We start from the raw sequence: 23,817 nt of genomic DNA on the forward strand, positions 1-23,817 counted from the left end.
CGGTGATTCGCGGGCGTGCTGCTCGTGCCGGCAGCCTGACGACTATAGCGCCACGAACGGCTTTCGCGACAGGCGGGCAAACGCGGAAGGACAGACCTGTCCTGGCGTCCCGCACCGGACACGCGTCCGGGCAGGAATTGCCTGTATCCTGCTGCCACCTGACAGCTTCCGACCGATCGCCGACATGACCAGCCCACCCGGACACTCTCCCTTCAAAAGCAAAGGCGGCCTGCAGCGGGTGGCGCGCGCGCTGCAGTACTCGCTGCAGGGCCTGCGCGCCGCCTTCAAGCATGAAGCCGCCTTCCGCCAGGAAGCCGCGCTGGCCGTCGTCATGGTCCCGGCCGCCTTCTGGCTCGGGCGCGACCTGCTGGAGATCATCGTCCTGCTCGCAACGATCGCGCTGGTGCTGGTGACCGAACTGCTCAATTCGGCCGTGGAAGCCGTCGCCGACGCGCTGACCGTCGAGCCGCATCCGCTGATCGGTCGGGCCAAGGACATCGGCAGCGCCGCCGTCATGGTGATGCTGATGTTTGCCGGGGTCGTGTGGTTCGCGGTGGCCGCCGACCGCTGGCGCTGGTTCGGCTGAAACAGGACGGATTTAGCGCATTTCGCGGTTGCTCCTACAATGGCGCGGTTGAACACCCCTCGCACGGCGCTCCCGATGTCATTCACCCAAAAGCTCGCCCAGGCCTGGTCGGCCTCCGATTCCCTGTTGACCGTGGGTCTGGACCCCGATCCGGCGCGGTTTCCCGCCGACCTGAAGGGCCGCCAGGACCGTATCTTCGACTTCTGCCGCGACATCGTCGACGCCAGCGCCCCCTACGCGTCCGCCTTCAAGCCGCAGATCGCCTACTTTGCCGCCCAGCGCGCCGAAGACCAGCTCGAAGCGCTCTGCGCGCACATCCGCCAGGCCCATCCGACGATTCCGGTCGTGCTGGACGCCAAACGCGGCGACATCGGCTCCACCGCCGAGCAATATGCGATCGAAGCCTTCGAGCGCTACCAGGCGGATGCCGTGACCGTCAGCCCCTATATGGGCGCGGATTCGGTCGAACCGTACTTTGCATTTCCGGATCGCGGCGTTTTCGTGCTGTGCCGCACGTCCAATCCGGGCGGGTCGGACCTGCAATTCCTGGAAACCGGCGGTGAACCGCTGTACCTGCGCGTCGCCAGCCTGGTGGCCGACAAGTGGAACCGCCATGGCCAGTGCGGCCTGGTCGTCGGCGCCACCTTCCCGGCCGAACTCGCCGCCGTCCGCGCCCGGGTCGGCGCCGACATGCCCTTGCTGGTGCCCGGCGTGGGCGCCCAGGGCGGCGACGTTCTGGCAACCGTCCAGGCGGGCTGCAATGCTGCTGGCACCGGCATGCTGATCAACTCGTCCCGCGCCATTCTGTACGCGAGCCAGGGCGACGACTGGCGCGACGCCGCCAAGGCCATGGCCTTGCAGACGCGCGATGCGATCAACGCGGCGCGGTCGCAGAAGGGCTGAGGTCAGTTCTGACTTTGTGAGGGGAACTGCGTACAAGCGCTCAAGGAGCTGTGATCTGGCCGTGTGTCAGGTTAGGATCATGGATCACCTGACGGCATTCCAGGTCGGGGGCTGACGTATGTCGGGCTCCCTGGTGCCGCATTCGGATGACCGACCTACATGGAGAAACAACATGAACACTGTGCCGCTCGTCCTGGACGTTCGTCCCTGGCCTTGAGAACCCTATTCAGCTGATGACCCGCCACAAGCGGGTTTTTTTATGTCCCCGGAATTTTTCGCAGCTGGAGTCAGGTTGATTCATGATGCGAGTTGGTCGTCCCGCCTACCAAGGCTGCAAACCGCCGGCCGTAAAGGGAATGACTTCTTAGCCATTCGAAATCTGCGTCCTTTGACGCTCGGTCGCGAAAAGGCTCGCAATGCGCAATGGAGGTGCTCAATGATGACAAGGCCTCTTCTGCAAACCTTCCAATCTGCTCACCGCCGCCACCGCCGCTTATGGCAACTTCCCAAGCCGCCACCAGACACGCGTAGCAGGCATGGTTGTAATGGGCCCAGGGATCGTTTGGCGCGAGTCGAATCGTCTCGATCGCCGCTTCCAGCGCGCCGACGGGATCACCGAGCCGCTTCTTGACGTTGCCTACCGTTCCGAGCGCACGACACCTGACCTTGGTATCTAGACCGGAGACGCTCGTAAGGGCACGGTCTAAATAGGCCAGGCTGTCACGAAGACATTGCCGGCGCTCGGGAAATGTATCGGGCATGCCATGCAACGACATGCGTCCACCGACTGCTTCGTACACTTCAGCAATTTCACGCATGATCAGGCCGTGAGCGACATTGATTTCGGCTGTGGTATTGCGAGGGTAATCCTGCGTCAGGAAACGGTGTAGTTCGGCTATGGCGTCCTCTGCCCTTTCGCGCGCTGCCGCAGCACCCTGAATGGCAGCTTCCGCCATTTCCACAGTTGTTTCTGCCTTGGCTCTAGCCAATGCGAAAGACTCAAAGCCCTTGAATCCGAGGAACGCCAGGAGCGCTCCCAGAGCCGCAATCAATGCAAACAACCTGTCGTAGGTTTCCTTCATTGCATCGATGCGTTCTTTTGACGCATCGATTGCAAGTTTGGCGATGTCAGAGATGCTTTTCTGATCATTGCCGGCCGATGCTGAATCAAGAAGGACGGGTGCCATCTTGTACGCTCGCTTCGACTCTGAGTTGGCCGGGGCATGGTCCACTGCCAAGGCCGCATCAGATGGTGTGGAAGGCAGCAAGGCCGTCACACTTACTAGCAGCAAGCAGCCAAGCACCGCATACAACGGGATTCCATTGGTCAGTAGCCAAGCCATGCCTGTCAGCAGCCCGCGGCGGGCAAAGGGAGGTCGGACCGCGGCACCGGCACGGTACATCGCAGGGATCTCGGTATGGGTCGTAGAGGGCATGGAAGGAAGCAACTGAAGTGGATCGCGAGCAAGCGAAGGCGCAGCCAACATCCTATGCGGGTGACGGCCACCGGTTGTCACCACCTTACCCGTGCTCCATTGGCGCAGCCAGTCGTAGTCGCCGCTCTCCAGGACAACGTTGTCCAGCACGCGCCTTACACGCGATCCACGTGCCCCATCTCCCTTCCCGGGTCCAGCCGATCCCGCACGCGTTGCTTCAGCACCTTGGCTTCCGGAAATCCGCCGTCGGCCTTGCGGTCCCAGATCAGGGCGTCGTTGTAGTGGATCTGGAAGATGCCGCCCGTGCCGGGCACGAGGGCGACCTCGCGCAGTTCGGTGCTGAATGTGGACAGCAGTTCCTGCGCCATCCAGGCGGCGCGCAGCAGCCACAGGCATTGGGTGCAGTAGGTGATGGCGATGCGGGGCGCGGTTGCGGTTGCGGAGGATGCAGCGGCCGGGATTGCGGGCTTATCGGTGGTGTCGGTCATGGAAGGTCCATCGGGCGGGCGTCGGTCCCATCGTACCGTGCAAGAGGCACAGGCCGCGCCGGTCGACACGCCCACCCAGCCTCGCCAGGATGGGCGGCGGCGATCCGCCTCCTCGCAACCCTCGACATGGCATCTCCCCTGCCCCCTACCGCACCAGCGACGCCCCGCCGCACAACTGGATGTCCTGGCCCGTCATCGCCTCGGCGGCGGGCGAGAGCAGGAAGGCGACCGTGGCCGCGATTTCTTCGGGACGGATCAGGCGGCCGATGGGCGGCAGGCGTGGGGCGTCGGCGGCGCGGGCGGGGTCGTTCGACATGGCGGTCTGTGTGGCGGCGGGCGAGACGACGTTGATAGTGACGCCATAGGGGGCGACTTCGGCGGCCCAGCTGCGCGCCAGGGCGATCAGGGCGGCCTTGGTGGCGGCGTACTGGCTGCGGCCGGCCATGCCCTGAGCGACGCGGCTGCCGAGCAGGACGACGCGGCCGTGACGCCGGTCGACCATGCCGGGAACCAGCACGTTGGCCAGCACGGAGGCCGCCTGGACATGCAGCTGCCACATCAGGGCGCCGGCAGCGGCATCCATCTGACCGAGCGCGCCGACGCGCAGCACGCCCGCTGCATGAACAAAGGCGGCGACGTCACGCAATTCCCGCGCGGTGGTGGCCATGGCCTCCACGTCGCGCAGGTCGACGGTGATGGAGCGGAACCCGGCGTGATCGAGCGTGGGCGGCGCCACATCCAGGCCGCTGACCCGCCAGCCGTCGGCAAGCAGCCCGGTGGCGATCGCCTTGCCGATGCCGGAACTGCTGCCGGTGACCACCGCGTGTCGGGCCGCCTTGGGCGCCTCGGCGGCACCCGATGACGATGCCCAGCCAGAAGCCGTAGCTGCCGTTCCCGCATCATCGGACCGGGAGCCAGCCGCCATGCCACCCCCGGTGCCGGTCGTCAGTCCGCTTCCGGCCGACGAGCCCTTGGCCGCTTGGGATCCGCTTTCACTCGGCACGGATATTCCCCTCGGTCACGATCTTGAGCGACCGCGCCATGTCATCGCGCTGGAATGCCACGAAGTCATCGATGGAGCCGGGTTGCAGCACCAGGCCCTGCTGTTCCAGCCGCTCGCGCATATCGCCGGCCAGGGCTTTGTTGACTTCCACGTTGAGCTTTTTGGCAATGTCCATGGGCAGCTTGGCCGGACCCCACAGGCCGTACCAGCTGTAGAACTCGTAGCCCGGAATGGTTTCGCCGACTGTCGGCACGTCGGGCAGGGTCGGCACACGCGCTTTGGAAGTCACGGCCAGTATCTTCAGCATGCCGCCTTTGTAGTAGGACATGGAACCCAGAATCGGGTCGATGAAGCCGGAGATCATGCCGCCGACCAGCCCCTGGTACGCGGGGGCCGAGCCTTTGTAGGGCACGACCAGGTATTCCATGTCGCCGGCGCGGCGCAGCAGTTCGGTGGCGAGCTGGCCGGCGGATCCGGTCGACCCGATGGCGAAGCTGAGCTTGCCGGGGTGGGCCTTGGCGTAGGTCAGCATGCCCTTGACGTCGCTGAAGGGCAGGTCTTTGTTGACCGCGACGGCCAGTGGCGCCTGGGCCACCAGCGCCACCGGCTGGAAGTCCTTGACGACGTCGAACGGGGCTTTCATGGTCATCGGCGTGGTGGTGAACGTCGATGCGTTGAAGAGCAGCGTGTAGCCGTCGGCGGGGGCCTTGGCGACCGCGTCGGCACCGATGATGCCATTGCCGCCCGCGCGGTTTTCGACCACGAATTGCTGGCCGGTCTGCTCGGTCAGTTTCTGAGCCAGCAGGCGGCCCACCGTGTCCAGGGTGCCGCCGGGCGGGAACGGGATCAGCATGCGGACCTGTTTGGACGGCCACGTGTCGGCAAGCGCCGCCGCGGCGGGAATCAGTGCAAAAGCGGCCACAAGGGCTCGCGCAGCAAAGGTGCGTAGCATGAAGGTGTCTCCGATGTCGTTCTTATGATGGCGCGGCACATTGCGGCGGATTGTCGCCGCTAAGGTGTCTTTAAAGGAACGCCTTGGCCCGTGCCGCAATGAATCGCCGTAAGTCGTTGCGGTTGGCGATCACCGCGGCGCGACCCCCACGCCGTGGTGACCCTGCCTGGGCCCGTGATTTATCGGGCAAGCAATCCGGCCTTGCGCAGCCCTGCCTTCAGCGCCTCGTTGTCGGCCGCGGTCGGCGCTTCGGTGGGCGGGCGCACGGTGGGATCGGCGATCACGCCGGCCAGGTACATGCCAGCCTTCATGCGGGCATGCGCTTCGCCAGTGGGCTCGCCGCCGCCGTACACGGCATCCTTCAAGGGTGTGATCAGCGCCTGCACGTCCTGCGCCTTTTTCAGGTCGCCGGCCTTTACGGCGTTCCACAGATCGATGATCAGCTGCGGAATGAAGGTGGCGAAGCCAACCAACGCGCCGTCCACGCCTTGCACCATCGACGCCAGCAGATATTCATCATGGCAGGTCAGGATAGCCTTGCCGGCATCGGCTTCGCGGATCGCCTGAATGTCGCGGGCGTACTTGTTCATGTCGCGCTGCCCCACCTTGAAGGCCGCCAGATAAGGCAGGCGAGCCAGGTCGGCCAGCAGTTGCGATGAGTACGACGCACGCGTCCATGCCGGGTACACGTGGCACACCAGATCCAGCTCGGGCGCCGCGCGGTGGATGGCCTCGAAATATTGCAGGGCGTGGCCCGGCGTGAAGCCGAAGCGCAGCCAATGGTGCGGCGGCATCACGTCAAGCGCCTTGGCGCCGGCAGCCTGCGCGGCGCGGGCATGTTCGGCGGCTTCGACCACGCCTTCGCACACGATGGACGAGATTACGGGCATCTTGCCTTCCAGCTCGGACGCCACGATGCGGGTGACCTCGGCCCGCTCGGCGGGCGTCAGGGAAAACACTTCCCCGGTGTGGCCGTTGGTCATGATCGCGACGACGCCCTCATGGCTGGCGAGCCACGACGCCAGCTTGCGCAGCGCGGGTTCGTCGATGCGGTGATCGGGCGTGAACGGGCACGAAATGGCGGGGATGATTCCGTGGTAATTGGTGATCGATGGCATGGCGTCTCCGGTGTCATGGTGTGAGTAGAATGACTGCATCATTGCCGCCCGCGGCCGGGCGGTCCAATACTCGAATCGCATACATCTATCCACGGAGCATCGGCAGCATGGGACCCGGCAACCGGCCCCTCGACATCGAGTGGCTCGAAGACTTCGTCACCCTGGCCGAAACCGGCAGTTTTTCGCGCGCGGCCGAAGCGCGCACCATTGCGCAGCCCGCCTTCAGCCGCCACATCCGCGCGCTGGAAGAGTGGGTAGGCGCGGACCTGGTGGATCGCGGCGCGCATCCGGCCACGCTGACCGCCGCGGGCAAACGGTTTCTTCCGCTGACCGAAGACGTGCTGGCGCGCCTGATCGCCGCCCGCATCAAGGCGCGCATGGCGCATGACCAGAGCGTGGCCAGCCTGCGCTTTGCCGCGACGCATGCGCTGTCGCTGGGCTACTTTCCGCAATGGCTGGGACGCATCGAAGCGCAGGGAGCGCTGGGACCGATCGAGATGATGTCGGACAGCACCCTGGGCTGCGAAGAACTGATGCTGCAGCGGCGCGCGCAATTCCTGATGTGCTACGCGCACGACGCCGTGCCGAACCGGCTGGATGAGGCGGGCGTGGCGTGGGTCAAGCTGGATGACGATTTGCTGGCGCCGGTGTCGGCGGTCGATGCGCAGGGTGCGCCCCGTTTCCGGCTGGATGCGGGCACGTCATTGCCCTTGCTGGCCTACAGCGATGCATCGGGCGTGGGCCGCATTATGCGGGGCCGCCTGCGTGCCGTGTCCGCCAAGGACGCGCCTTTTCATACGGTGTTCACCGGCCACCATGCATTGGTGCTGAAAAGCCTGGCGCTGGAAGGACGGGGTCTGGCGTGGCTGCCCAAGCGGCTGATTGCCGATGAACTGGCCAGCGGCCGCCTGGTGGTGACGGGTGGCGAGAACTGGCGCTTGCCGATGGAGATCCGGCTGTACCGCCAGCCGGTGGTGATGTCCGATGCGGCCGAAGCGGTGTGGACGATGGTGGCCAAGGGACAGGAATAGGACTGAACTACCCGATGCAGGCTGGCGTGGCGCTAGGTGTCCGGCACTGGCAGGCGAACCCGACGGCATACCGTACCGCAGGAACCACCACGCGGCCCTGAGGGGCGGGCTTGCGGCAGGTCACCCCCGCCCGTTCATACCGCCGGCATATCCAGCAATCCCCGTAATGCGACCTGTACCGCCGCGACACGCACATCGGTGCGGTCGCCGGGAAAGACGTCGGTCAACACACGCGTGCAGCGGCCTTCGGGGCTGTCCCAGGCCCACGCAAAACACACCATGCCGACCGGCTTGCCAACCGTTGCGCCCCCGGCCCGGCAATGCCCGTGGTCGACACGGCCACGTTGGCCTGACTGCCTTCCAGGGCGCCGATCGCCATCTCGAGCGCGGTCGCCTCGCTGACGGCACCGTGGGCGGCCAGTGTGTCTTCGCGCACGCCGATCTCTTGCGACTTCGCGTCATTGCTGTACGTGACATACCCGCGGTCGAAGCAGGCGCTGGACCCCGCAATGGCGGTGATGGCGCCGGCCACCAGGCCACCCGTGCAGGATTCCGCCGTGGCCAGCACACGCCCGCCCACGGTCAAACGGTGGACGACCTGTTCGGCCAGTATCAAGGTCTTGGGATCGAACATTCGGGTCTCCGTGAAAAGGTCAACCAAACAGCCGCGACACCAGCGCAAACACCAGCACCGCGTAGAACGCGGCCACCAGATCGTCCCACATCACCCCCAGGCCGCTCTTGAACCGCTTGTCGAAGTAGGCGATCGGCGGCGGCTTGAGGATATCGAACAGGCGGAACAGCAGAAAGCCGAAGGCCTGGGCCACCGCCGTATCCGGAATCAGCCACAGCACGACCCAGAACGCGACGACTTCATCCCAGACCAGCCCGCTGTAGTCGCCCACGCCCAGTTCGCGGCCGACCCGGTCACAGGCCCATACGCCGATGCCAAAGGCCAGCAGCAAGAAAAGGGCCATCGCCCCGGGGGACGTGATCATGGACACGGGCTGCCACAGCAGCCAGGCGAGCAAGGTGCCCCAGGTGCCGGGGGCGGGCTTGATCAGGCCGCTGCCAAAGCCAAAGGCAATCAGGCGGCTCAGCTTGAGGCGCATCCACCCGAACGTGGGCTGGACGAGCAGGTTCTTGGTGGACGATTCAGCCATGGCTCATGCGAAATGGTCGTAGCCGCCATGCGGCGGCGGATCGAGGGGGCGCCCGACGCGTCAACCAGACGCAGGCCGGGCGCGGCGGTGATCTGGCCGATGCGGGTGACGGGAACCCCCGCGGTTGCCGCGGCGGCAAGGACTTGGGCACGGTGGCCCGGGGCGGCGGTAAAGCAGAGTTCGTAGACATCGCCCCCGGACAGTGCCGCCAGACGCCGCAGGGGGCCGGCAAGGCCGCGACCGCGGGCGACACGGGCACCGCGTCGGCCTCGACACGGGCCCCCACGCCGCTGGCGGTCAGGACATGGCCCAGGTCCTGCAGCAGCCCGTCGGAGATGTCCAGGGCGGCGCAGGCCACGCCGCGCAGGGCCTGCCCCAGCGCCACGCGGGGTTCGGGCCATTCCAGCGCACGGCGGGTGGCAGCGAGCAAGGCGGCGCGGTCGACGTGAGGCAAGAAGGCGGAAGCGTTGTGCGGGACGGGGTCAATCCCCTGCGTTGTGGGATCCCCCCTGCGCGGACGGACCTGTCCGGGCGCTCGCATCCCCCAGCAACAACCGCAATGCAATATCCGCATCGCCCAGGCAGCCCGACACCCAGATATCGTCATCGGGCCGGGCCCCATCGCGGCGCAACGCCTGCGCCGGCGCCACCGTGCCGAAAATGGTGATGGAGATGACGAGGCCGTCCTGACCGCGCGTGGTGTCGCCACCGATCAGCGGACAGGCATGGCGGTCGGCCAGGGCGTACAGGCCCTTGGCAAACCCCGCCAGGAAGTCGTGGTCGATCCGGGGCAGCGCCAGGCCCAGCACAAAGCCGGCCGGCTCGGCGCCCATGGCGGCGAGATCCGACAGGTTGACCGCCAGGGACTTGTGCCCCAGCGCAACCGGGTCCACGTCGGAAAAGAAATGCCGGCCTTCGACCAGCAGGTCGGTGCTGATGGCCATGGCGCCCGGCCGCATGGGCAGCAGCGCGCAGTCGTCGCCCACGCCCAGCACGCCAGACGGCGCGGGCCGGCTGAAATGCCGGCGGATCAGGTCGAATTCGCCGTCGGCCATGATCAGGCGCCGGCGATCACGATGCAGGCAGTCGAGACGCACGCCACCGCCCTGCACGATGCGTCCGCAGGCCCCGACGCCAATGCCGCCATCAACGACGCAGGGACTGCACTTCGTTGGGCCGCACTTCGGCCGCCAGCTTGTCCAGCACGCCATTCACGAACTTGAACCCGTCGGTGCCGCCAAACGACTTGGCCAGTTCCACGGCCTCGTTGATGACGACCTTGTACGGGATCTCGACGTGGGTGGACAGCTCGTACGCGCCGATCAGCAGAATGCCGTGTTCGACCGGTGACAGCTCATGCACCGGGCGGTCCAGGAAAGGCGCGAACTTTTCGCGCAGCACGGCGGCGTCGCGCACCGCGCCGTGCAGCAGCGCGCGGTAGTGCGCCAGGTCGGCTTCGTCGAAACCTTCAGCGTCGCGCATGTGGGCGTCGATCTCGCCGGCTTCGTCAGGGTTGCCCCCTTTTACCAGCCATTCGTACATGCCTTGCAGGGCAAACTCGCGCGCGCGGCGGCGCGCTGCGCGCGTTCTGCCGTTGGGTGCTGTCATTCATCCTGGTCGTCCTCGTCGTCGAAACGGGGATCTTCGTCCTCGTCGTCTTCTTCGGGCTCCAGGCCGGCCAGCAGGTTCGCCATTTCGACGGCGGCCTGGGCGCAGTCACGGCCCTTGACCTCGGCACGTTCCAGCGCCTGCGCTTCGGTGTCGACGGTCAGCACGCCGTTGGCGATGGCAATGCCGGTTTCGAGCGACACGCGCGTGATGGCGGCGGCGCTTTCATTGCTGACGACTTCGAAGTGATAGGTTTCGCCGCGCACCACCGCGCCCAGCGCGATCAGGGCGTCGAATTCGCCAGTGTTGGCCAGTTGCGCCAGGGTCACGCCGAGTTCCAGCGCGCCGGGCACGGACACGACCATGATGTCCTGTTCGTCGACGCCCAGCTTGCCGAGTTCGGCCAGGCAGGCGTCAAGTTCGATTTCGCCGATGTTTTCGTTGAAGCGCGCACGGACCACGCAGATGTGCAGCCCTTCGCCGTTCAGATCGGGAGTGAGGGTATAGGGATTCATGATGCGGCACCGTCCTGTGCGGAGTGAGAGTCATGGCCGGCTTCATAGCCGGTCACGGTAAGGAAAAGCCCGCCATGCTGGGCATCTTGCGCGGCTGCGCAAGCAACTTCATCTGGCAGACGTCGAGATCTTTCAGGATCTGGGCGCCAATGCCGTAGGTGCGCAGATCGACGCGCACGGGCGCCATGCCGGTGCGTCTGCCGCTGCTGTCCATGTCGGTCAGCTGCTGGAATTCCTTGAACAGGTCACCGGCGGCGCCATCGCAGTTGAGCAGGATCACGACGCCGGATTCGGCCGCCGCGATCGCTTCCAGCGCGGCCGGCACGCTCCAGCTGTGCGTGCTCTTGTCGACTTCCAGCAGGTCCAGCACCGACGTGGGTTCGTGCACCCGCACCAGCGTTTCGCGATCGGGCTGGATGGTGCCGTGGACCAGGGCCAGGTGGGGCGCCCCGCTGGGCGTGTCGCGATACAGCACGCAACGGAAGTCGCCATGCACCGTCCGGACCACGCGTTCGGCCACGCGCTGCACCATGGATTCGTGTTCGCTGCGGTACTGGATCAGGTCGGCGATCGTGCCGATCTTCAGTCCGTGCTGCTTTGAAAACTGGATCAGGTCGGGCAGGCGCGCCATGGTGCCGTCTTCGTTCAGCACTTCACAGATCACCGAGGCAGGCGTCAGGCCGGCCAGCGCGGTCAGGTCGCACCCGGCTTCGGTATGGCCGGCACGCATCAGCACGCCGCCATTGGCCGCCTTGAGCGGGAAGATGTGACCGGGCTGGACCAGGTCGGTCGGCTTGGTGTCGCGCGCCACGGCCACCTGCACCGTGCGCGCGCGGTCAGCGGCCGATATGCCGGTGGTGACGCCGGTGGCGGCCTCGATCGACACCGTGAAGTTGGTGCCGTGTTTGGTGCCGTTGGCGCTGACCATCAGCGGCAGGCCCAGCTGGCGGCAGCGTTGTTCGGTCAGGGTCAGGCAGATCAGGCCACGGCCGTAGCGGGCCATGAAATTGATGGCTTCGGCGGTGACGTGTTCGGCGGCCATGACCAGGTCGCCTTCGTTTTCGCGGTCTTCTTCGTCGACCAGGATCACCATGCGGCCCGCGCGCAGCTCGGCAATGATGTCCGATACCGAGGCGATGGCCGATGCCTCGGGGGAGACGGCCGGCGCGGCGTCCGTCGGCACGGCGGCGGGAACGGCGGCGGCAACTTGATCAAATGCAGACATTGGCGGGGGTCCGGCGGGGGTTGGCTCGGCGCGGCGCCGCATCTCGGGATACGACACGGGTCGGCTAAGGAAGGAAACCGCGCATTTTACCGCCTGAACGCGAAAATCTTCAGCGCGGGTGGGACAACCGTGCCCAGGTGGCGTTTTGGCGTCAGGCAGCGGGCGCGTTCACGCGGGGTTGCAGTCCGGCATCCAGGGTCTCGCGTTCGTCGAACACGAAGCACGACCCGTTGAATCCCGTGCCCCCGGTTTCCTCGAAATACTTCAGGATCCCGCCTTCCAGCTGGTACACGTGGTCGATGCCGGCGTCGGCCATGTAGATCGCCGCCTTTTCGCAGCGGATCCCGCCGGTGCAGAAGCTGACCACCGTCTTGCCTTCCAGCTCGGCCCGATGCGCCTGCACGGCCGCCGGAAATTCGGTGAATTTGCCGATGCGCCAGTCGATGGCGCCTTCGAATGTGCCTTTGTCCACTTCGAAGGCATTGCGGGTGTCGAGCATGACGACATCCCGCCCTTCGTCGTCCTTGCCCTGCCGCAGCCAGCGCGCGGCGGTGTGCGCATCGACCGCGGGGCGCGGCCCGCGGCGGGTCGGATCGTGGGATGGTCCATGCGGATGATTTCGCGCTTGATCTTGACCAGCAGCTTGCGAAACGGCACGCCGTCCGACGTGCTGAATTTGACTTCGAGGTCATCCAGCAGGCCCTGGAACCACGGCCCGTTGCGCAGCCAGTCCAGCCAGCCGTCGATAGCGGCGCGGTCACCGGCCAGAAAGAGGTTGATGCCCTCTTCGGCCAGCAGCACCGTGCCCTTCAGCCCCGCGGCAGCCGCCTGGTCGCGCACCGCCTGCTGGCGTTCGGGCAGGCGGTCGAGCGGCACGAATTTGTAGGCGGCGATGTTGACGATGGCGGGCACAGCGGACTTCCAGGACGAAACGATCAGCCCGCCATTTTACGCGGAAGCGCTGTCGCGCTCTTCCTCGCCTTCTCCCTCGAACTGCACATGGTGGTAGCCATACCGCTCGGCCGTCATGTGCGCAATGATCGCCACCGCGATTTCGGGCGGCGTGCGTGCGCCGATGCGCAGGCCCACCGGCCCGTGCAGGCGGTCGATCTGTTCCGGGCTCACGTCGAATTCCAGCAGCCGTTCGCGGCGGCGTGCCTGGTTCTTGCGCGATCCGATGGCGCCCACGTAGAAGGCGTCGGACTTCAGGGCTTCCATCAGCGCCAGGTCATCCAGCTTGGGATCGTGCGTCAGCGCGACGACCGCCATATGGCGATCCGGCCGCATGTCGATCACGGTGTCGTCGGGCATGGTGCGCACCAGGGTTGTACCGGGAACGCTCCAGTGGTCCGCATATTCTTCGCGCGGATCGCAGATGACGACGTCGTAGTCCAGCGCGCGAGCCATCTGCGCCAGGTATTGGGTCATCTGCCCGGCGCCGATCACCAGCAGGCGCCAGCTCGGGCCATGCGTGGAAATCAGGCAGCTGTCGGTGATCTCGAAAGCGTCTTCCCCCTTGGCCGGCGCGTGTGTCACCTGGCCGGACGCAATATCCAGTTCGCGGCGCACCCGCTTGCCAGCATCCAGGTCGGCCAGCAATTCGTCCAGCCGCGTGGCGGGCGTGACGGGCTCCAGCACCAGTTCCAGCGTGCCGCCACAGGGCAGGCCGAAACGGTTGGCTTCTTCGGCCGACACGCCATATCGGGTCAGGGCTGGCGACTGGGTCGGCAGTTCGCCCTGGCGCGCTTTGATGATGAGGTCATCTTCGATACAGCCGCCCGACACCGATCCGGCGATCGATCCGTCGTCACGCACGGCCACGACCGACCCGATCGGCCGGGGCGCCGAGCCCCAGGTGCGGGTGACCGTTCCCATGACCACCCGGTGGCCTTCCCGCTGCCAGGCCGCGACGCGCCGCAAGACGTCAAGGTCGACGTTGTCCATAGTCCATCCTCATGTGCTGGAGCGCGGCGGAACCGCGCGATGGGCACCATGATAATGCGGGCGGGGGAAATACGTAGGGCAGCCGCAGGAGGAGTTCGCCATGCGCAGGACAGCGGCCAAGTCCGCACGACGGCGCCGCGCCCCAGCGCCGTCTACGCCGCGGCCGGGAACCGCCCTGCCCTGGCCAGTCCGCTCATTGGCGGATGGCCCAAGCGGTCGCCCAGCCAGCCGGCCGTATCGATCAGCCTCTGCAGATCGACACCGGTATCGATGCCCATGCGCTCGAGCAGATACACCACGTCTTCGGTCGCGACGTTGCCCGTGGCGGCCGGCGCGAACGGGCAGCCGCCAAACCCGCCGATGCTGCTGTCGAGCGCATGCACTCCGGCTTCGACCGCCGCCAGCACGTTGGCCAGCGCGGTGCTGCGAGTGTTGTGGAAGTGGCAGCGCAGGCGCATGCCGGCATCCAGCGCCTTCGCCCCGGCCAGCAGTTCGCGCACCTGGGTCGGCACGCCGCAGCCGATGGTGTCGGCAAACGCGATTTCGTCCGGCCGGGCGGGCAGCAGCGATTCGACCAGGCCCAGCACCTTGGCCGCGGGCACTTCGCCTTCAAAGGGGCAGCCAAACGCGGCGGCAATCGTGACCGATGCCGTCATGCCCGCCTCGCGCGACTGCGCCAGGATGGCGGACGCGGCGGCCACCATGTCGGCCATACCGGCGCCCTGGTTCCTGCGCGAAAAGGTGTCGCTGGCGACCACGACTACGTTGATTTCATCGCACTGCGCCGCGCGCGCCCGATCGAACCCCGCCTGATTCAGCAGCAGTCCGATCAGCGCCGCATGCGCCGGCTCGGCCCGCGCGCCCGCCATGACCGCTTCGGCATCGGCCATTTGCGGCACGCGTTTGGGGCTGACGAAACTGGTGGCCTCGGTACGGCGCAAGCCCGCTGCGTGGATACGCCGCAGCAGCTCCAGTTTGTCGTAGGTCGACAGCACGATCTTTTCATTCTGGATGCCGTCCCGAGGCGATACCTCGATCAATTCGACGCGTCGCGCCGCGTGATTTCCTTGTGGTGTCATGGCTGCCTCCAAGCATGCATTCCCAGCGGTCAACGGATAGTATAGTATTTGTCCGGACAAAGCATCCGACCTCCGTCAAGACCACCCGCCACGAGTCCGCGCACCCCGCGATACCCGGGCACCAGACCATAAGGATTGCCATGAACGAAGCGCGCGACGCCACCCGGTCGGGCCCCCTGACCGACCTGCGGGTCATCGAAATGGGCCAGCTGCTGGCCGGTCCGTTCTGCGGCCAGCTGTTTGCCGACTTTGGCGCCGAAGTCATCAAGGTCGAGCAGCCCGGACTGGGCGACCCGATGCGCGAATGGGGCCGTGAAAAGCCGCATGGCAAATCGCTGTGGTGGCCCGTGGTGGCGCGCAACAAGAAGTCGGTCGAGATCAACGCGCGCGAACCCGAAGGCCAGGCGCTGATCCGCGACCTGGTCAGGAACGCCGACATCCTGCTCGAAAACTTCCGCCCCGGCACCATGGAACGCTGGGGGCTGGATTACGCCACGCTGCGCGAATTGAATCCGCGGCTGATTATGGTGCGGGTGTCGGGCTATGGGCAGACCGGGCCGTACGCATCCCGCGCCGGCTACGGGGCGATCGGTGAAGCCATGGGCGGCCTGCGCTATGTGGTCGGAGACCCCTCCGCACCGCCCAGCCGCATGGGCATCTCGATCGGCGACACCCTGGCCGCCACCTTTGCCTGCCTTGGCGCATTGACGGCGCTGCATCATGTCCAGAAGACGGGCCGTGGCCAGGTCGTTGACAGTGCCATCTATGAAGCCGTGCTGGCCGTGATGGAATCGCTGGTGACCGAGTACGACCAGACCGGCTACGTGCGCGAGCGAACTGGCGCGATCCTGCCGAACATTGCGCCGTCCAACGTGTACCCGACCCGTGACGGGCGCTTTACCTTGATCGCGGCCAACCAGGACACGGTGTTCAAGCGCCTGGCCACCGCCATGGACCGCGCCGATCTGCTGGCCGACCCGCGTTACATCACGCATACCGCGCGTGGCCAGCACCAGACCGAACTGGACGAGATCATTGCCGCGTGGACGCGCACCCTGAGCGCCGACGCACTGGCCGCGTTGATGGAGCAGCACGGCGTGCCCTATGGCGACATCTACCGCGCGCCCGACATGCTGGCCGATGCCCACTTCAAGGCGCGCCATGCGATTGCAGAGGTGCTGCATCCGGCCTTCGGGTCGCTCAAGATGCAGAACGTGGCGCCGCGCCTGTCCGACACGCCAGGCAGCATCGTGTCGTGCGGACCGGAGCTGGGCCAGCACAACCGGGAAGTCTTCGAAGGCATACTGAAGATGGAGCGTTCAACATTGAGCGCGCTCATGGAAAAAGGCATTATCGGCACCCTGGACAAGAACGCTGCCGAGGTCCCCGCATGACCGCACTGAGCTTAGGCGTGATTGCACCGCCCACCAATACCGTCAACCAACTGGAATGGGGCACGCTGCTGCCCGCCGGCGTGTCCATGCAATTCACGCGCATGGGGCTGCATGCGGACACCGACACGCCAGCCGGCCGGCAGGCCCTGCACGACGACCTGGCCAGCGCCATGACGCAGCTGCGCAACGAGGGCGCCGACGTCATGGTGTATGCCTGCACGGCGGGGTCCATGACGTTGCCGCACCATGACCTGCCCGACTGGATGGCGAAGGCGTCGGGTGTCCCCGCCGTCACCACCGCCGCGGCGATCGTGGATGCGCTGCGTTTCCTGAAGGTCAAACGTGTGGCCGTGGCCACCCCTATCACGATGCCCTGAACGCGCACGAGACCCACTTCCTGGAACACGCCGGATTCGATGTGCTGGCCTGCAAAGGCCTGGGCATCGGCGCCAACGGCCCGCATGAATACGTGCGGATCGCCAAGGTGGATCCGGCAACGATTCAGGCGCACGTCAGGTCGGTCCATCAAGATGGCGCTGACGCACTGCTGGTGTCGTGCACCGATTTCCCGACGCTCGATCTGATCGAAACGCTGGAACAGGAACTCGGCATCCCGGTGCTCTCCTCCAATACCGCCACGCTGTGGGCTGCCCTGCGCGCCGGCGGCGTCCGCTTTCAGGATGCCCCGGTGCCCGCATCGGGCGGCCAGTTGTTCAACCCTGGGAATCAAGCATGAACGAATCGGATCTGTCGTTGAAGGATCGTGTTGTCGTCGTAACGGGCGGCACGCGCGGGCTGGGCAAGGAAATGGCGCTGGCGTTGCTGGCCGCTGGCGCACGGGTGGCCATTACCGGATCGGACATCACGCCCGCCATGGACGAGACGCTGGCCGAAGGCCGCGCACTGGCGGGTGAGGACCGCATCGTTGCCGTCGTGGCCGACGTGACCGATCCGGGCGACTGCCGCCGGGCCATCGACCAGATCATCGACGCGTTTGGCGCGGTGCATGTGCTGGTCAACAATGCAGGCCGCGGCATGCGCCTGATCAGCGAGACCTTCAATACGCAACCCACCCGCTTTTGGGAAGCGGACCCGGTGGCGTGGCGCCAGATCATCGATACCAACGTCAACGGTCCGTTCAACATGGCGCATGCTATGACGCCGCACCTGGTGGCGCAGGGCTTTGGCAAGATCATCAACGTATCGACCAGCGATGTCACCATGGTGCGCAAGGGCTACGCGCCGTATGGCCCGTCCAAGGCTGCGCTGGAAGCCGCATCGCGGGTGTGGGCGCAGGACCTGGCCGGCACCGGCGTGACCGTCAATGTGTACCTGCCGGGCGGCGCGGCCGATACCGATCTGCTGCCCACGGGTCCCGACAAGAAAGGCGCCGACGGCAAGCTGCTGTCGCCGTCCATCATGCGGCGCGGCATTCTGTGGCTGTGTTCGGATGCCTCCAACGGGCACAACGGTGAACGGTATACGGCCAGGTTGTGGGACGAGTCGCTGCCAGCGGATGACGCCGCGGCCGGCGCCCGATCAGTTGCCGTGGAAAAGCCCGCAATCATGTAGGCGGCGTCCGCAAGCCCGGCGCAACGCACGCAACGCACAACGCCGTCATTCGACGGCGTTGTCATGTCAGGTCATGTCATGTCGACCGGCGTCCTAGCGCTTGCGTTCGATCTGCATCCTGTAGCTGAAGCTGTCGGCCGGATGCCAGTTGAAGGACGCGATCTGCACACCTTCGGCCGAAAAGTATTGCCGGATCAGGCACAGCGCAATCGCGTCGTCGTCCGCCCCGAACACGTCCCGCAGATGCGCGGGCATCCGTTCGCCGCGGATCTCCTGCGTCGCGTGCGTCAGGGGCTCCTTGCTGCGCTCTTCGATGTGGGCGTAGAACGGCCCTACGCAATCAGGCAGTTCCGGCCCGACCCAGGCCAGGCGTTCCGGAATGAAGGAACTGGTGCAGCAGATCGGCGTGCCGCCCGGCGCGGTCCAGCGCACGCTGTCCACCTGAAGCCAGCGTTCGCCCGGCGCGGCGCCCAGGGTGCGCGCGATGTCTTCGGTCAGCTCGACCATCGTGCTGGACCGGATCAGCACATACGTATCCAGCGCGAACTGAAACAGGTCGGCCAGCGAACTGATCGACTGCTGATACGCCCGTTGCGAATGCGCCGCGATCACCACTGTCCCAATGCCCTTGCGGCGCGTCACCATGCCGTGTTCAACGAGATGGCTCAGCGCCGCGCGCACGGTGTAGCGGCTGACGTCGAATTCGTCGCACAGCTCGCTTTCGGTCGGCACATGGCTGCCGACCGGATAGACCCCTTGCGCGACCCGTTCGGTCAGGGTCTTCAGGATCTGGCGATAGCGGGGGCTGTCGTCGGCAGGCGCCGGGATGGCGGCGCTGCGTCCAGCGCTGCGGACCGCGGAACGAGCTTGGGCGCGGGATTCCGGGGTGCGGCCCGCCGCGCGGCCTGCCTTCACAGATGGGGAAAGCGAATCCGGGGCCGCGCGCCCGGACCCGGTCCGTCCTGTCTCCGGACGGACGTGTTTTTTGCCGGCATACCGCTGTCATCCTCAACCATGCATTATTCGACTAGCCCGGGAAGATACCACTTCCCCCGGCGGATCCCGGGCGCCGAAGCTTATTCCGGCTTGACGCCGGCGTCCTGCAGGGCCTTGGTCAGGCGCACCGACTCCTTGTCGATGAAGGCCACGAACTCGGCGGTCGTGCCGCCCGTGGCGTCGGCGCCGCCATTCGTGATCGCCGTCTGCATGGCCGGTGTCGCCAGGATCCTGGCTGCCACCGACTGCAGCTTTTCGATGATGTCGGGTGGCGTGCCGGCGGGCGCCAGCAGACCGAACCACCCGGTCAGTTCGTACGGCACACCCAGCACTTCCGACACCGTGGGCACCTCCGGCATCAGCGGCGATCGCTTGGCGGAGGTGACCGCCAGCGGGCGCAGCTTGCCGCTGTTCACGAAAGGCACGGCAACGGGGGTGTTGACGATGCCGAACTGCAGGCTGCCGCCCAGCAGGTCGGTCGTGGCCTGCGCATTGCCGCGATAGGCCAGGTGCACGATGTCCACGCCGGTGGCGGACGCCAGCAGCACACCCGACAGATGGCCCGAACTGCCGTTGGCCGGCGACCCGTAATTGAAGGTGCCCGGCTTGGCCTTGGCCAGGGCAATGAATTGCTTCAGGTCTTTCGCGGGCGAGTCGGGCGTGACCGCGATCACGTTGGACATGCCGCCGACCGAGATGATAGGCGCGAAGTCCTTGATGGGGTCATAGGGCAGCTTGCTGAACAGCGCCTTGTTCGTGGCGAGCGTAATGCCGTTGACCAGCAGCGTATAGCCGTCGGGCGGGGCCTTGGCCACGTAGTCGTTGCCGATATTGGTGCCAGCCCCGGCGCGGTTCTCCACCACGAAAGGCACGCCCATCGCCTCGGACATCTTGGTCGACAGGATGCGGCCCAGGAAGTCGGCCGTGCCCCCGGGCGCCGAGGGCACGATCACGTGCACCGGTTTCGACGGGTAGGACTGGGCCAGCACGGAAGAGGCGGCCAGGCTGGCGGCGGTCAGGCAAAGGGAAGTCAGCGCAAGTCGGATCATCTCGGTTCTCGGTCAGAAGGGTCAGGAAAAAGGGTCGAAGCCAAAAACAGGTCGATGCCAAAAGCCGTCCGGCGGGCGCGGTGCGCCTGCCTGTCTCCTGCGGGGTAATCGAGTCGCGGTCTTGATGCCGGCTGAGGTGTGCGGAAGAAATCCCTGGATCAGTAGTGCGACAGCAGCTTGCCGAAGCCCTGGATCTTGTCGTCGATGCCGTTCTGGCGCAGCGCCCACCAGTAGGTCGCGGTGTTGATCGCGATCACGGGCTTGCCCAGCCAGAACTCGGCAATGCCGGCCACGCGCGCCATGGCCAGGTTGGTGCCGACCTGCACGATCGCATCCACCGACGGGTCATCCACTTCGATGATCGCGTCGCGCAGTTCGGCTTCGCTCACGTGCGCGATCAGCATCGGCCCGGGGCACTTCAGGCCTTTCAGGTTGACGACTTCGAAGCCGCAGTCCGCAAAGAACTTGCGCACCTGCTGGTCACCCACCGGCATGTAGGGCGTGATGACGGAAATGCGCTTGATGCCGCCATAGGCCTTCAGCGCGGCGCGGCACGCATCGGATCCCATCGCCACCTTGACGCCGGCGCGCGCTTCCACGCGCTGCTGCAATTCCACCGAGCCGTCCAGGCCGTCCCAGAAGGTTTCGGCCGACATGCCCATCACGATGTAGTCGGGGCTGCAGGTCATGACCGCATCCACCGAGTCCATCAACGTCTTGCGGATGTCATTCATCAGCTTGTTGAAATCGTCATCGTTCCGCACCGGGTTGTCGGGAATCACGATGCGCGAAAAGTGATTGGTCACCCCCACGGGGCGCATCGAGTCGAATTCGGGCTGTACCGAAGTATTGGTGGACGGGGCAATGACGCCGAACTTGCGGCGGTATCCAAGACTGTCAGTCATAAGGGTTCCTTGGCGATCTGAAACTTCAACGATGGATCAGTGCGTCAACCGACGACAGGTCGGCATACTTCTGCCCCATGTCGAACAGGTTGGCGTCGTGCGGGCCGATCGCCCGGTCGCCCGTGGCGTCCACAGGCAGAATGGTGCGGAAGTTGTGGGCCACGCTGTCGATGACGGTGGCGCGCACGCAGCCCGACGTCGTGCAGCCGGCCACCACCAGGGTGTCGGCGCCGCGCCAGTGCAGCCACCCGGCTAGCTCAGTGCCAAAAAAGGCCGAGGCCTGGCGCTTGCGCACGATCAGCTCGCCCGGCATCGGGGCCAGTTCCGGCACGATCTGGCTCAGCGGCGACTGCTCGGTCAGTTTGAGCAGGCCGGGCACCTTGCTCGTGAAGGCATTGGCATCGGACGCATCGTCGGCATACACGACGCGGGTATGCGCAATCGGCCACATCCGCGCGCGGGCATGGGCCAGCAGCTTTACGGTCTGCGTGATGGCGGCGGCAATGTTGCCGCCGCCAAAGTGGACAGGGTCGGCAAACGCCACCACGAAGTCCACGATCACGAGGGCGGGCGTCTTGCCAAAGCCCACGCTGTGCCCCATGCCCTGACGGCGATAGATGTCCAGTTCGTCGTCCGGCGCGCCGGACGGGTGCGGTGTTGCCTGGTTCATGGCTTCATTCCCTAGGCCTTTCGGTGCGCGATCACGCCACGGTATCCAGGTCGCGCAGCGACTGGATCATGGACGATTGCAACAAGTAGGCGCGATGCTTCGCCGGGTCCTGCACGGTGGCGCGCAGGCTGTCGTGATGCGCGCGCCGCGCCGCCGGATCACGTTCGTTCAGTACCTTGCGATTCTTCAAGGCCTGCGTCTGCACGGTCTCGACCGCGACCTTGCGGCGCTGCCGCTCATAACGTTCCATGGTGTCCAGCGGCGCACCCTTCCACACGTCCGACAGCTTTTCCGCCAGGTTCATCGCATCGTGAATGCCCCCGTTCATGCCCATGCCGCCCAGCGGATTGTTCAGGTGCGCGGCATCGCCCGCCAGGAACACCCGGCCCTGCACGTAGTGCTCGGCCACGCGCTCATGCACGCGGTACGCCGTGCAATGCGCGATGTCGTAAGTGCCGTCTATCGGGTTCAGCTTCTGCAGGCGCGCTTCGATCGCATCGGCCTGTTTGATGACCTCTTCGGGCTGGCGGGGATCGGTCGGCAACAGCACGCGCCACAAGGTGGGTGTACGCAGCAGCACGGCCCATTCGTCGGGGTCCGAGATGTAGGCGATGTTGCTGAGTCCGCCAATGTCGTCGCTGAACGAATGCGGGGTCGACATCGACAGATAGATCTCGGGAATCGTCATGCCGTCAAAGGCGACGCCCAAGGATTTGCGCACCGTGCTGCGCGCGCCGTCGGCACCGATCAGGTAGCGGCCACGATGGGTTTCCTGCACGCCGTCGGGCATCGTGACGGTCAGCGTCACGCCATCGCCGTCCTGTTCGACCGTGGTGGCGCTGGCGCCGTAGATGAACTCGGTGCCGGCCGTTTCCAGCTTGGCGCGCAGCAGGCGCGTCAGTTTCCATTGTTCGCATTGCAGGCGATAGGGGTGCCGCGTGTCGTTCGCCAGCACGGCCAGGTTGAAGGTCACGATGGGGCCTTCCTGCCGGTCCCGGAATTGCCACTCGGGACAGATCAGGCCCTGCGCAATGCAGGCGTCGGCCACGCCAAAACGGTCGAGCATGTCGAGCGTCGGCGGATGGAAGGTCGAGGCCCGCAGGTCTTCGGGCAGCTCGCGGCTCAGCTCGAATACGGTCACGGGAATGCCTTCACTTGCCAGATAGGTGGCGGCCACCAGTCCGACCGGACCCGCGCCAACGATAAGTACGCGATCACGCGCCATACAGCCGTTCTCCTGAAGTCATCCGGGGCAGCGCCACGGCACGTCACGCTGCCGACATGGCTCACATCCTAAGTCCAAATCTTTGTCCGGACAATATAAATATGCGGTGTTCCATGGAGGTTTTTCAGGGCGCTCATGCGGGTGCCTGGAACGCCATCAGCGAGCGCACCACAACGGATCGCCAGGCGGCGATCCGCGCATGACGGCAGGCCAAGGGAAAGACGGGAATGACGGCGCCAGGAGGGCGCAAAGTGGTGCATGGCGGCACGGCGCGCGCACCGGTATGCAACGTCATGCAGCGGGCAAAAAAATGGACCCCGAAGGGTCCGATGCAGGGGATTGCGACGGGCGCGCGTCGTCTACATCTCCACCGTCAGCACATGCGTGAACATGGTCCGCTTGGGATTGCGGAACATGGGCCGCACGCGGTCGCTCCAGGGCGATGCACGCACCTTCAGCCACGCAGGCGACCCGAAGGTTTCCTGCGTTTCGAGTTCGTACAGGGCGTGGTATCGGGGCGACCCGGTGGGGTCCGACAGGCGCTGCGCGAGCACCGTCCCGGGCACCGAGGCAAGACCCGGCAAATGTTCCTGGTCGTACCAGGCATTCAGGTCCTCTTCGCCACCCTGCGCCACATCGGTTTCGACCACGTAGTGGAAAGGCGCCGGCTTGCCTGCCGATGCGCCGTCGACCGACATCATCAATTGGAGCGGTACCAGTTGGGCGCCGGGTTCAAGACGGGCCAGCGCATCCTGCAGCGGCCCCAGGTGCGGCACACCGGGTTCGCGCAGCACCAGGTACACGTACGATTCGACCGATTCGATCGACGCGTGCGCGGCGATGTGCCGCAGCGGGGGCGCCACGTCGCGCAACGATGCAGCCAGTTCGCGCACGCCGTCGGCAGCGATCCGCCGCGCGGGCAGCTTGAGCAGCAGGACGTCGATGGATGTCATGC

At 65.9% G+C, this 23,817-nt stretch carries 23 protein-coding genes and 4 pseudogenes; 7 read left to right on the forward strand and 20 right to left on the reverse strand.

Features of this window, described 5'->3' with window-relative positions:
• Nucleotides 1–184: 184 nt before the first annotated feature.
• Nucleotides 185–586 carry a diacylglycerol kinase gene (locus ACNANG_RS08880; RefSeq protein ID WP_420226888.1) on the forward strand — a complete coding sequence of 134 codons (402 nt, stop codon included), beginning with the start codon at nt 185–187 and terminating at the stop codon, nt 584–586.
• Between the two features lie 75 nt (nt 587–661).
• The gene (gene pyrF, locus ACNANG_RS08885) at nt 662–1,489 is read left to right on the forward strand and encodes an orotidine-5'-phosphate decarboxylase (protein WP_420226889.1); all 828 of its coding nucleotides are present in this window, start codon (nt 662–664) and stop codon (nt 1,487–1,489) included.
• A gap of 287 nt (nt 1,490–1,776) precedes the next feature.
• Here pyrF and ACNANG_RS08890 read toward each other — a convergent pair whose 3' ends face one another.
• The 5 genes from ACNANG_RS08890 to ACNANG_RS08910 all read right to left on the reverse strand — a co-directional run bounded on the left by ACNANG_RS08890 (nt 1,777) and on the right by ACNANG_RS08910 (nt 6,486).
• Nucleotides 1,777–3,075: a hypothetical protein gene (locus tag ACNANG_RS08890; protein ID WP_420226890.1), complete on the reverse strand. Its 1,299-nt coding sequence runs from the start codon at nt 3,073–3,075 to the stop codon at nt 1,777–1,779.
• 5 nt (nt 3,076–3,080) lie between these two features.
• Entirely contained in the window at nt 3,081–3,413 is a 333-nt protein-coding gene (locus tag ACNANG_RS08895) for a SelT/SelW/SelH family protein (protein ID WP_420226891.1), read from the reverse strand.
• Nucleotides 3,414–3,558: 145 nt separating this feature from the next.
• A complete protein-coding gene (locus ACNANG_RS08900) occupies nt 3,559–4,416 on the reverse strand; it encodes an SDR family NAD(P)-dependent oxidoreductase (RefSeq protein ID WP_420226892.1) in 858 nt (285 codons plus the stop codon).
• On the reverse strand, nt 4,406–5,368 hold the full coding sequence (locus ACNANG_RS08905) for a Bug family tripartite tricarboxylate transporter substrate binding protein (RefSeq protein WP_420226893.1): 963 nt from the start codon (nt 5,366–5,368) through the stop codon (nt 4,406–4,408). The genes ACNANG_RS08900 and ACNANG_RS08905 overlap by 11 nt, the downstream gene beginning before the upstream one ends.
• Nucleotides 5,369–5,547: 179 nt before the next feature.
• A complete protein-coding gene (locus ACNANG_RS08910) occupies nt 5,548–6,486 on the reverse strand; it encodes a dihydrodipicolinate synthase family protein (protein ID WP_420226894.1) in 939 nt (312 codons plus the stop codon).
• Between the two features lie 107 nt (nt 6,487–6,593).
• Here ACNANG_RS08910 and ACNANG_RS08915 point away from each other — a divergent pair, with 107 nt between their 5' ends.
• A complete protein-coding gene (locus ACNANG_RS08915) occupies nt 6,594–7,517 on the forward strand; it encodes a LysR family transcriptional regulator (RefSeq protein ID WP_420226895.1) in 924 nt (307 codons plus the stop codon).
• A gap of 134 nt (nt 7,518–7,651) precedes the next feature.
• On the opposite strand, the pseudogene ACNANG_RS08920 reads toward ACNANG_RS08915, so the two are convergent.
• The 9 genes and pseudogenes from ACNANG_RS08920 to ACNANG_RS08960 form a co-directional block, all read right to left on the reverse strand.
• Nucleotides 7,652–8,151 (reverse strand): annotated as a pseudogene (locus ACNANG_RS08920) (CinA family protein).
• A gap of 19 nt (nt 8,152–8,170) precedes the next feature.
• Nucleotides 8,171–8,680 (reverse strand): phosphatidylglycerophosphatase A, encoded by a 510-nt coding sequence (locus ACNANG_RS08925; RefSeq protein WP_420226896.1) that lies wholly within the window; start codon nt 8,678–8,680, stop codon nt 8,171–8,173.
• A gap of 3 nt (nt 8,681–8,683) precedes the next feature.
• Nucleotides 8,684–9,735: pseudogene (thiL, locus tag ACNANG_RS08930) on the reverse strand (thiamine-phosphate kinase).
• A gap of 91 nt (nt 9,736–9,826) precedes the next feature.
• Nucleotides 9,827–10,288 (reverse strand): transcription antitermination factor NusB, encoded by a 462-nt coding sequence (gene nusB / locus ACNANG_RS08935; protein ID WP_420226897.1) that lies wholly within the window; start codon nt 10,286–10,288, stop codon nt 9,827–9,829.
• On the reverse strand, nt 10,285–10,803 hold the full coding sequence (ribH, locus tag ACNANG_RS08940; protein ID WP_420226898.1) for a 6,7-dimethyl-8-ribityllumazine synthase: 519 nt from the start codon (nt 10,801–10,803) through the stop codon (nt 10,285–10,287). Before ribH ends, nusB begins: the two co-directional genes overlap by 4 nt.
• Nucleotides 10,800–11,896 (reverse strand): annotated as a pseudogene (ribBA, locus tag ACNANG_RS08945) (bifunctional 3,4-dihydroxy-2-butanone-4-phosphate synthase/GTP cyclohydrolase II). Before ribBA ends, ribH begins: the two are co-directional and overlap by 4 nt.
• Nucleotides 11,897–12,179: 283 nt before the next feature.
• Nucleotides 12,180–12,940 (reverse strand): annotated as a pseudogene (locus tag ACNANG_RS08950) (sulfurtransferase).
• Between the two features lie 36 nt (nt 12,941–12,976).
• Nucleotides 12,977–13,972 (reverse strand): XdhC family protein, encoded by a 996-nt coding sequence (locus tag ACNANG_RS08955; protein ID WP_420226899.1) that lies wholly within the window; start codon nt 13,970–13,972, stop codon nt 12,977–12,979.
• A gap of 152 nt (nt 13,973–14,124) precedes the next feature.
• Nucleotides 14,125–15,051 (reverse strand): hydroxymethylglutaryl-CoA lyase, encoded by a 927-nt coding sequence (locus ACNANG_RS08960; RefSeq protein ID WP_420226900.1) that lies wholly within the window; start codon nt 15,049–15,051, stop codon nt 14,125–14,127.
• 140 nt (nt 15,052–15,191) lie between these two features.
• Between ACNANG_RS08960 and ACNANG_RS08965 the strand changes: the two genes are divergently transcribed.
• From ACNANG_RS08965 to ACNANG_RS08980, 4 genes are read left to right on the forward strand one after another with little or no spacing between them, the layout of a single operon-like run.
• Nucleotides 15,192–16,445 (forward strand): CaiB/BaiF CoA transferase family protein, encoded by a 1,254-nt coding sequence (locus tag ACNANG_RS08965; protein ID WP_420226901.1) that lies wholly within the window; start codon nt 15,192–15,194, stop codon nt 16,443–16,445.
• On the forward strand, nt 16,442–16,822 hold the full coding sequence (locus tag ACNANG_RS08970; RefSeq protein WP_420226902.1) for a hypothetical protein: 381 nt from the start codon (nt 16,442–16,444) through the stop codon (nt 16,820–16,822). Before ACNANG_RS08965 ends, ACNANG_RS08970 begins: the two co-directional genes overlap by 4 nt.
• Before the next feature lie 41 nt (nt 16,823–16,863).
• Nucleotides 16,864–17,181 carry a hypothetical protein gene (locus ACNANG_RS08975; protein WP_420226903.1) on the forward strand — a complete coding sequence of 106 codons (318 nt, stop codon included), beginning with the start codon at nt 16,864–16,866 and terminating at the stop codon, nt 17,179–17,181.
• Nucleotides 17,178–18,017 carry an SDR family NAD(P)-dependent oxidoreductase gene (locus tag ACNANG_RS08980; protein ID WP_420226904.1) on the forward strand — a complete coding sequence of 280 codons (840 nt, stop codon included), beginning with the start codon at nt 17,178–17,180 and terminating at the stop codon, nt 18,015–18,017. Before ACNANG_RS08975 ends, ACNANG_RS08980 begins: the two co-directional genes overlap by 4 nt.
• Before the next feature lie 93 nt (nt 18,018–18,110).
• On the opposite strand, the gene ACNANG_RS08985 is transcribed toward ACNANG_RS08980, so the two are convergent.
• The 6 genes from ACNANG_RS08985 to ACNANG_RS09010 form a co-directional block, all read right to left on the reverse strand.
• The gene (locus tag ACNANG_RS08985) at nt 18,111–18,932 is read right to left on the reverse strand and encodes a GntR family transcriptional regulator (RefSeq protein WP_420226905.1); all 822 of its coding nucleotides are present in this window, start codon (nt 18,930–18,932) and stop codon (nt 18,111–18,113) included.
• A 161-nt stretch (nt 18,933–19,093) separates the two neighbouring features.
• Nucleotides 19,094–20,062 (reverse strand): Bug family tripartite tricarboxylate transporter substrate binding protein, encoded by a 969-nt coding sequence (locus ACNANG_RS08990; RefSeq protein WP_420226906.1) that lies wholly within the window; start codon nt 20,060–20,062, stop codon nt 19,094–19,096.
• A 158-nt stretch (nt 20,063–20,220) separates the two neighbouring features.
• On the reverse strand, nt 20,221–20,967 hold the full coding sequence (locus tag ACNANG_RS08995; protein WP_420226907.1) for a maleate cis-trans isomerase family protein: 747 nt from the start codon (nt 20,965–20,967) through the stop codon (nt 20,221–20,223).
• A gap of 25 nt (nt 20,968–20,992) precedes the next feature.
• On the reverse strand, nt 20,993–21,637 hold the full coding sequence (locus tag ACNANG_RS09000) for an isochorismatase family protein (protein ID WP_420226908.1): 645 nt from the start codon (nt 21,635–21,637) through the stop codon (nt 20,993–20,995).
• 31 nt (nt 21,638–21,668) lie between these two features.
• On the reverse strand, nt 21,669–22,862 hold the full coding sequence (locus ACNANG_RS09005; RefSeq protein WP_420226909.1) for an FAD-dependent oxidoreductase: 1,194 nt from the start codon (nt 22,860–22,862) through the stop codon (nt 21,669–21,671).
• A gap of 359 nt (nt 22,863–23,221) precedes the next feature.
• Nucleotides 23,222–23,815, reverse strand: a complete 594-nt coding sequence (locus ACNANG_RS09010; protein ID WP_420226910.1) for a hypothetical protein — start codon at nt 23,813–23,815, stop codon at nt 23,222–23,224.
• Between the last annotated feature and the right edge of the window lie 2 nt (nt 23,816–23,817).

The sequence above is a fragment of the Pigmentiphaga litoralis genome, from assembly GCF_048632615.1.
Taxonomy (GTDB): domain Bacteria; phylum Pseudomonadota; class Gammaproteobacteria; order Burkholderiales; family Burkholderiaceae_B; genus Pigmentiphaga; species Pigmentiphaga litoralis_B.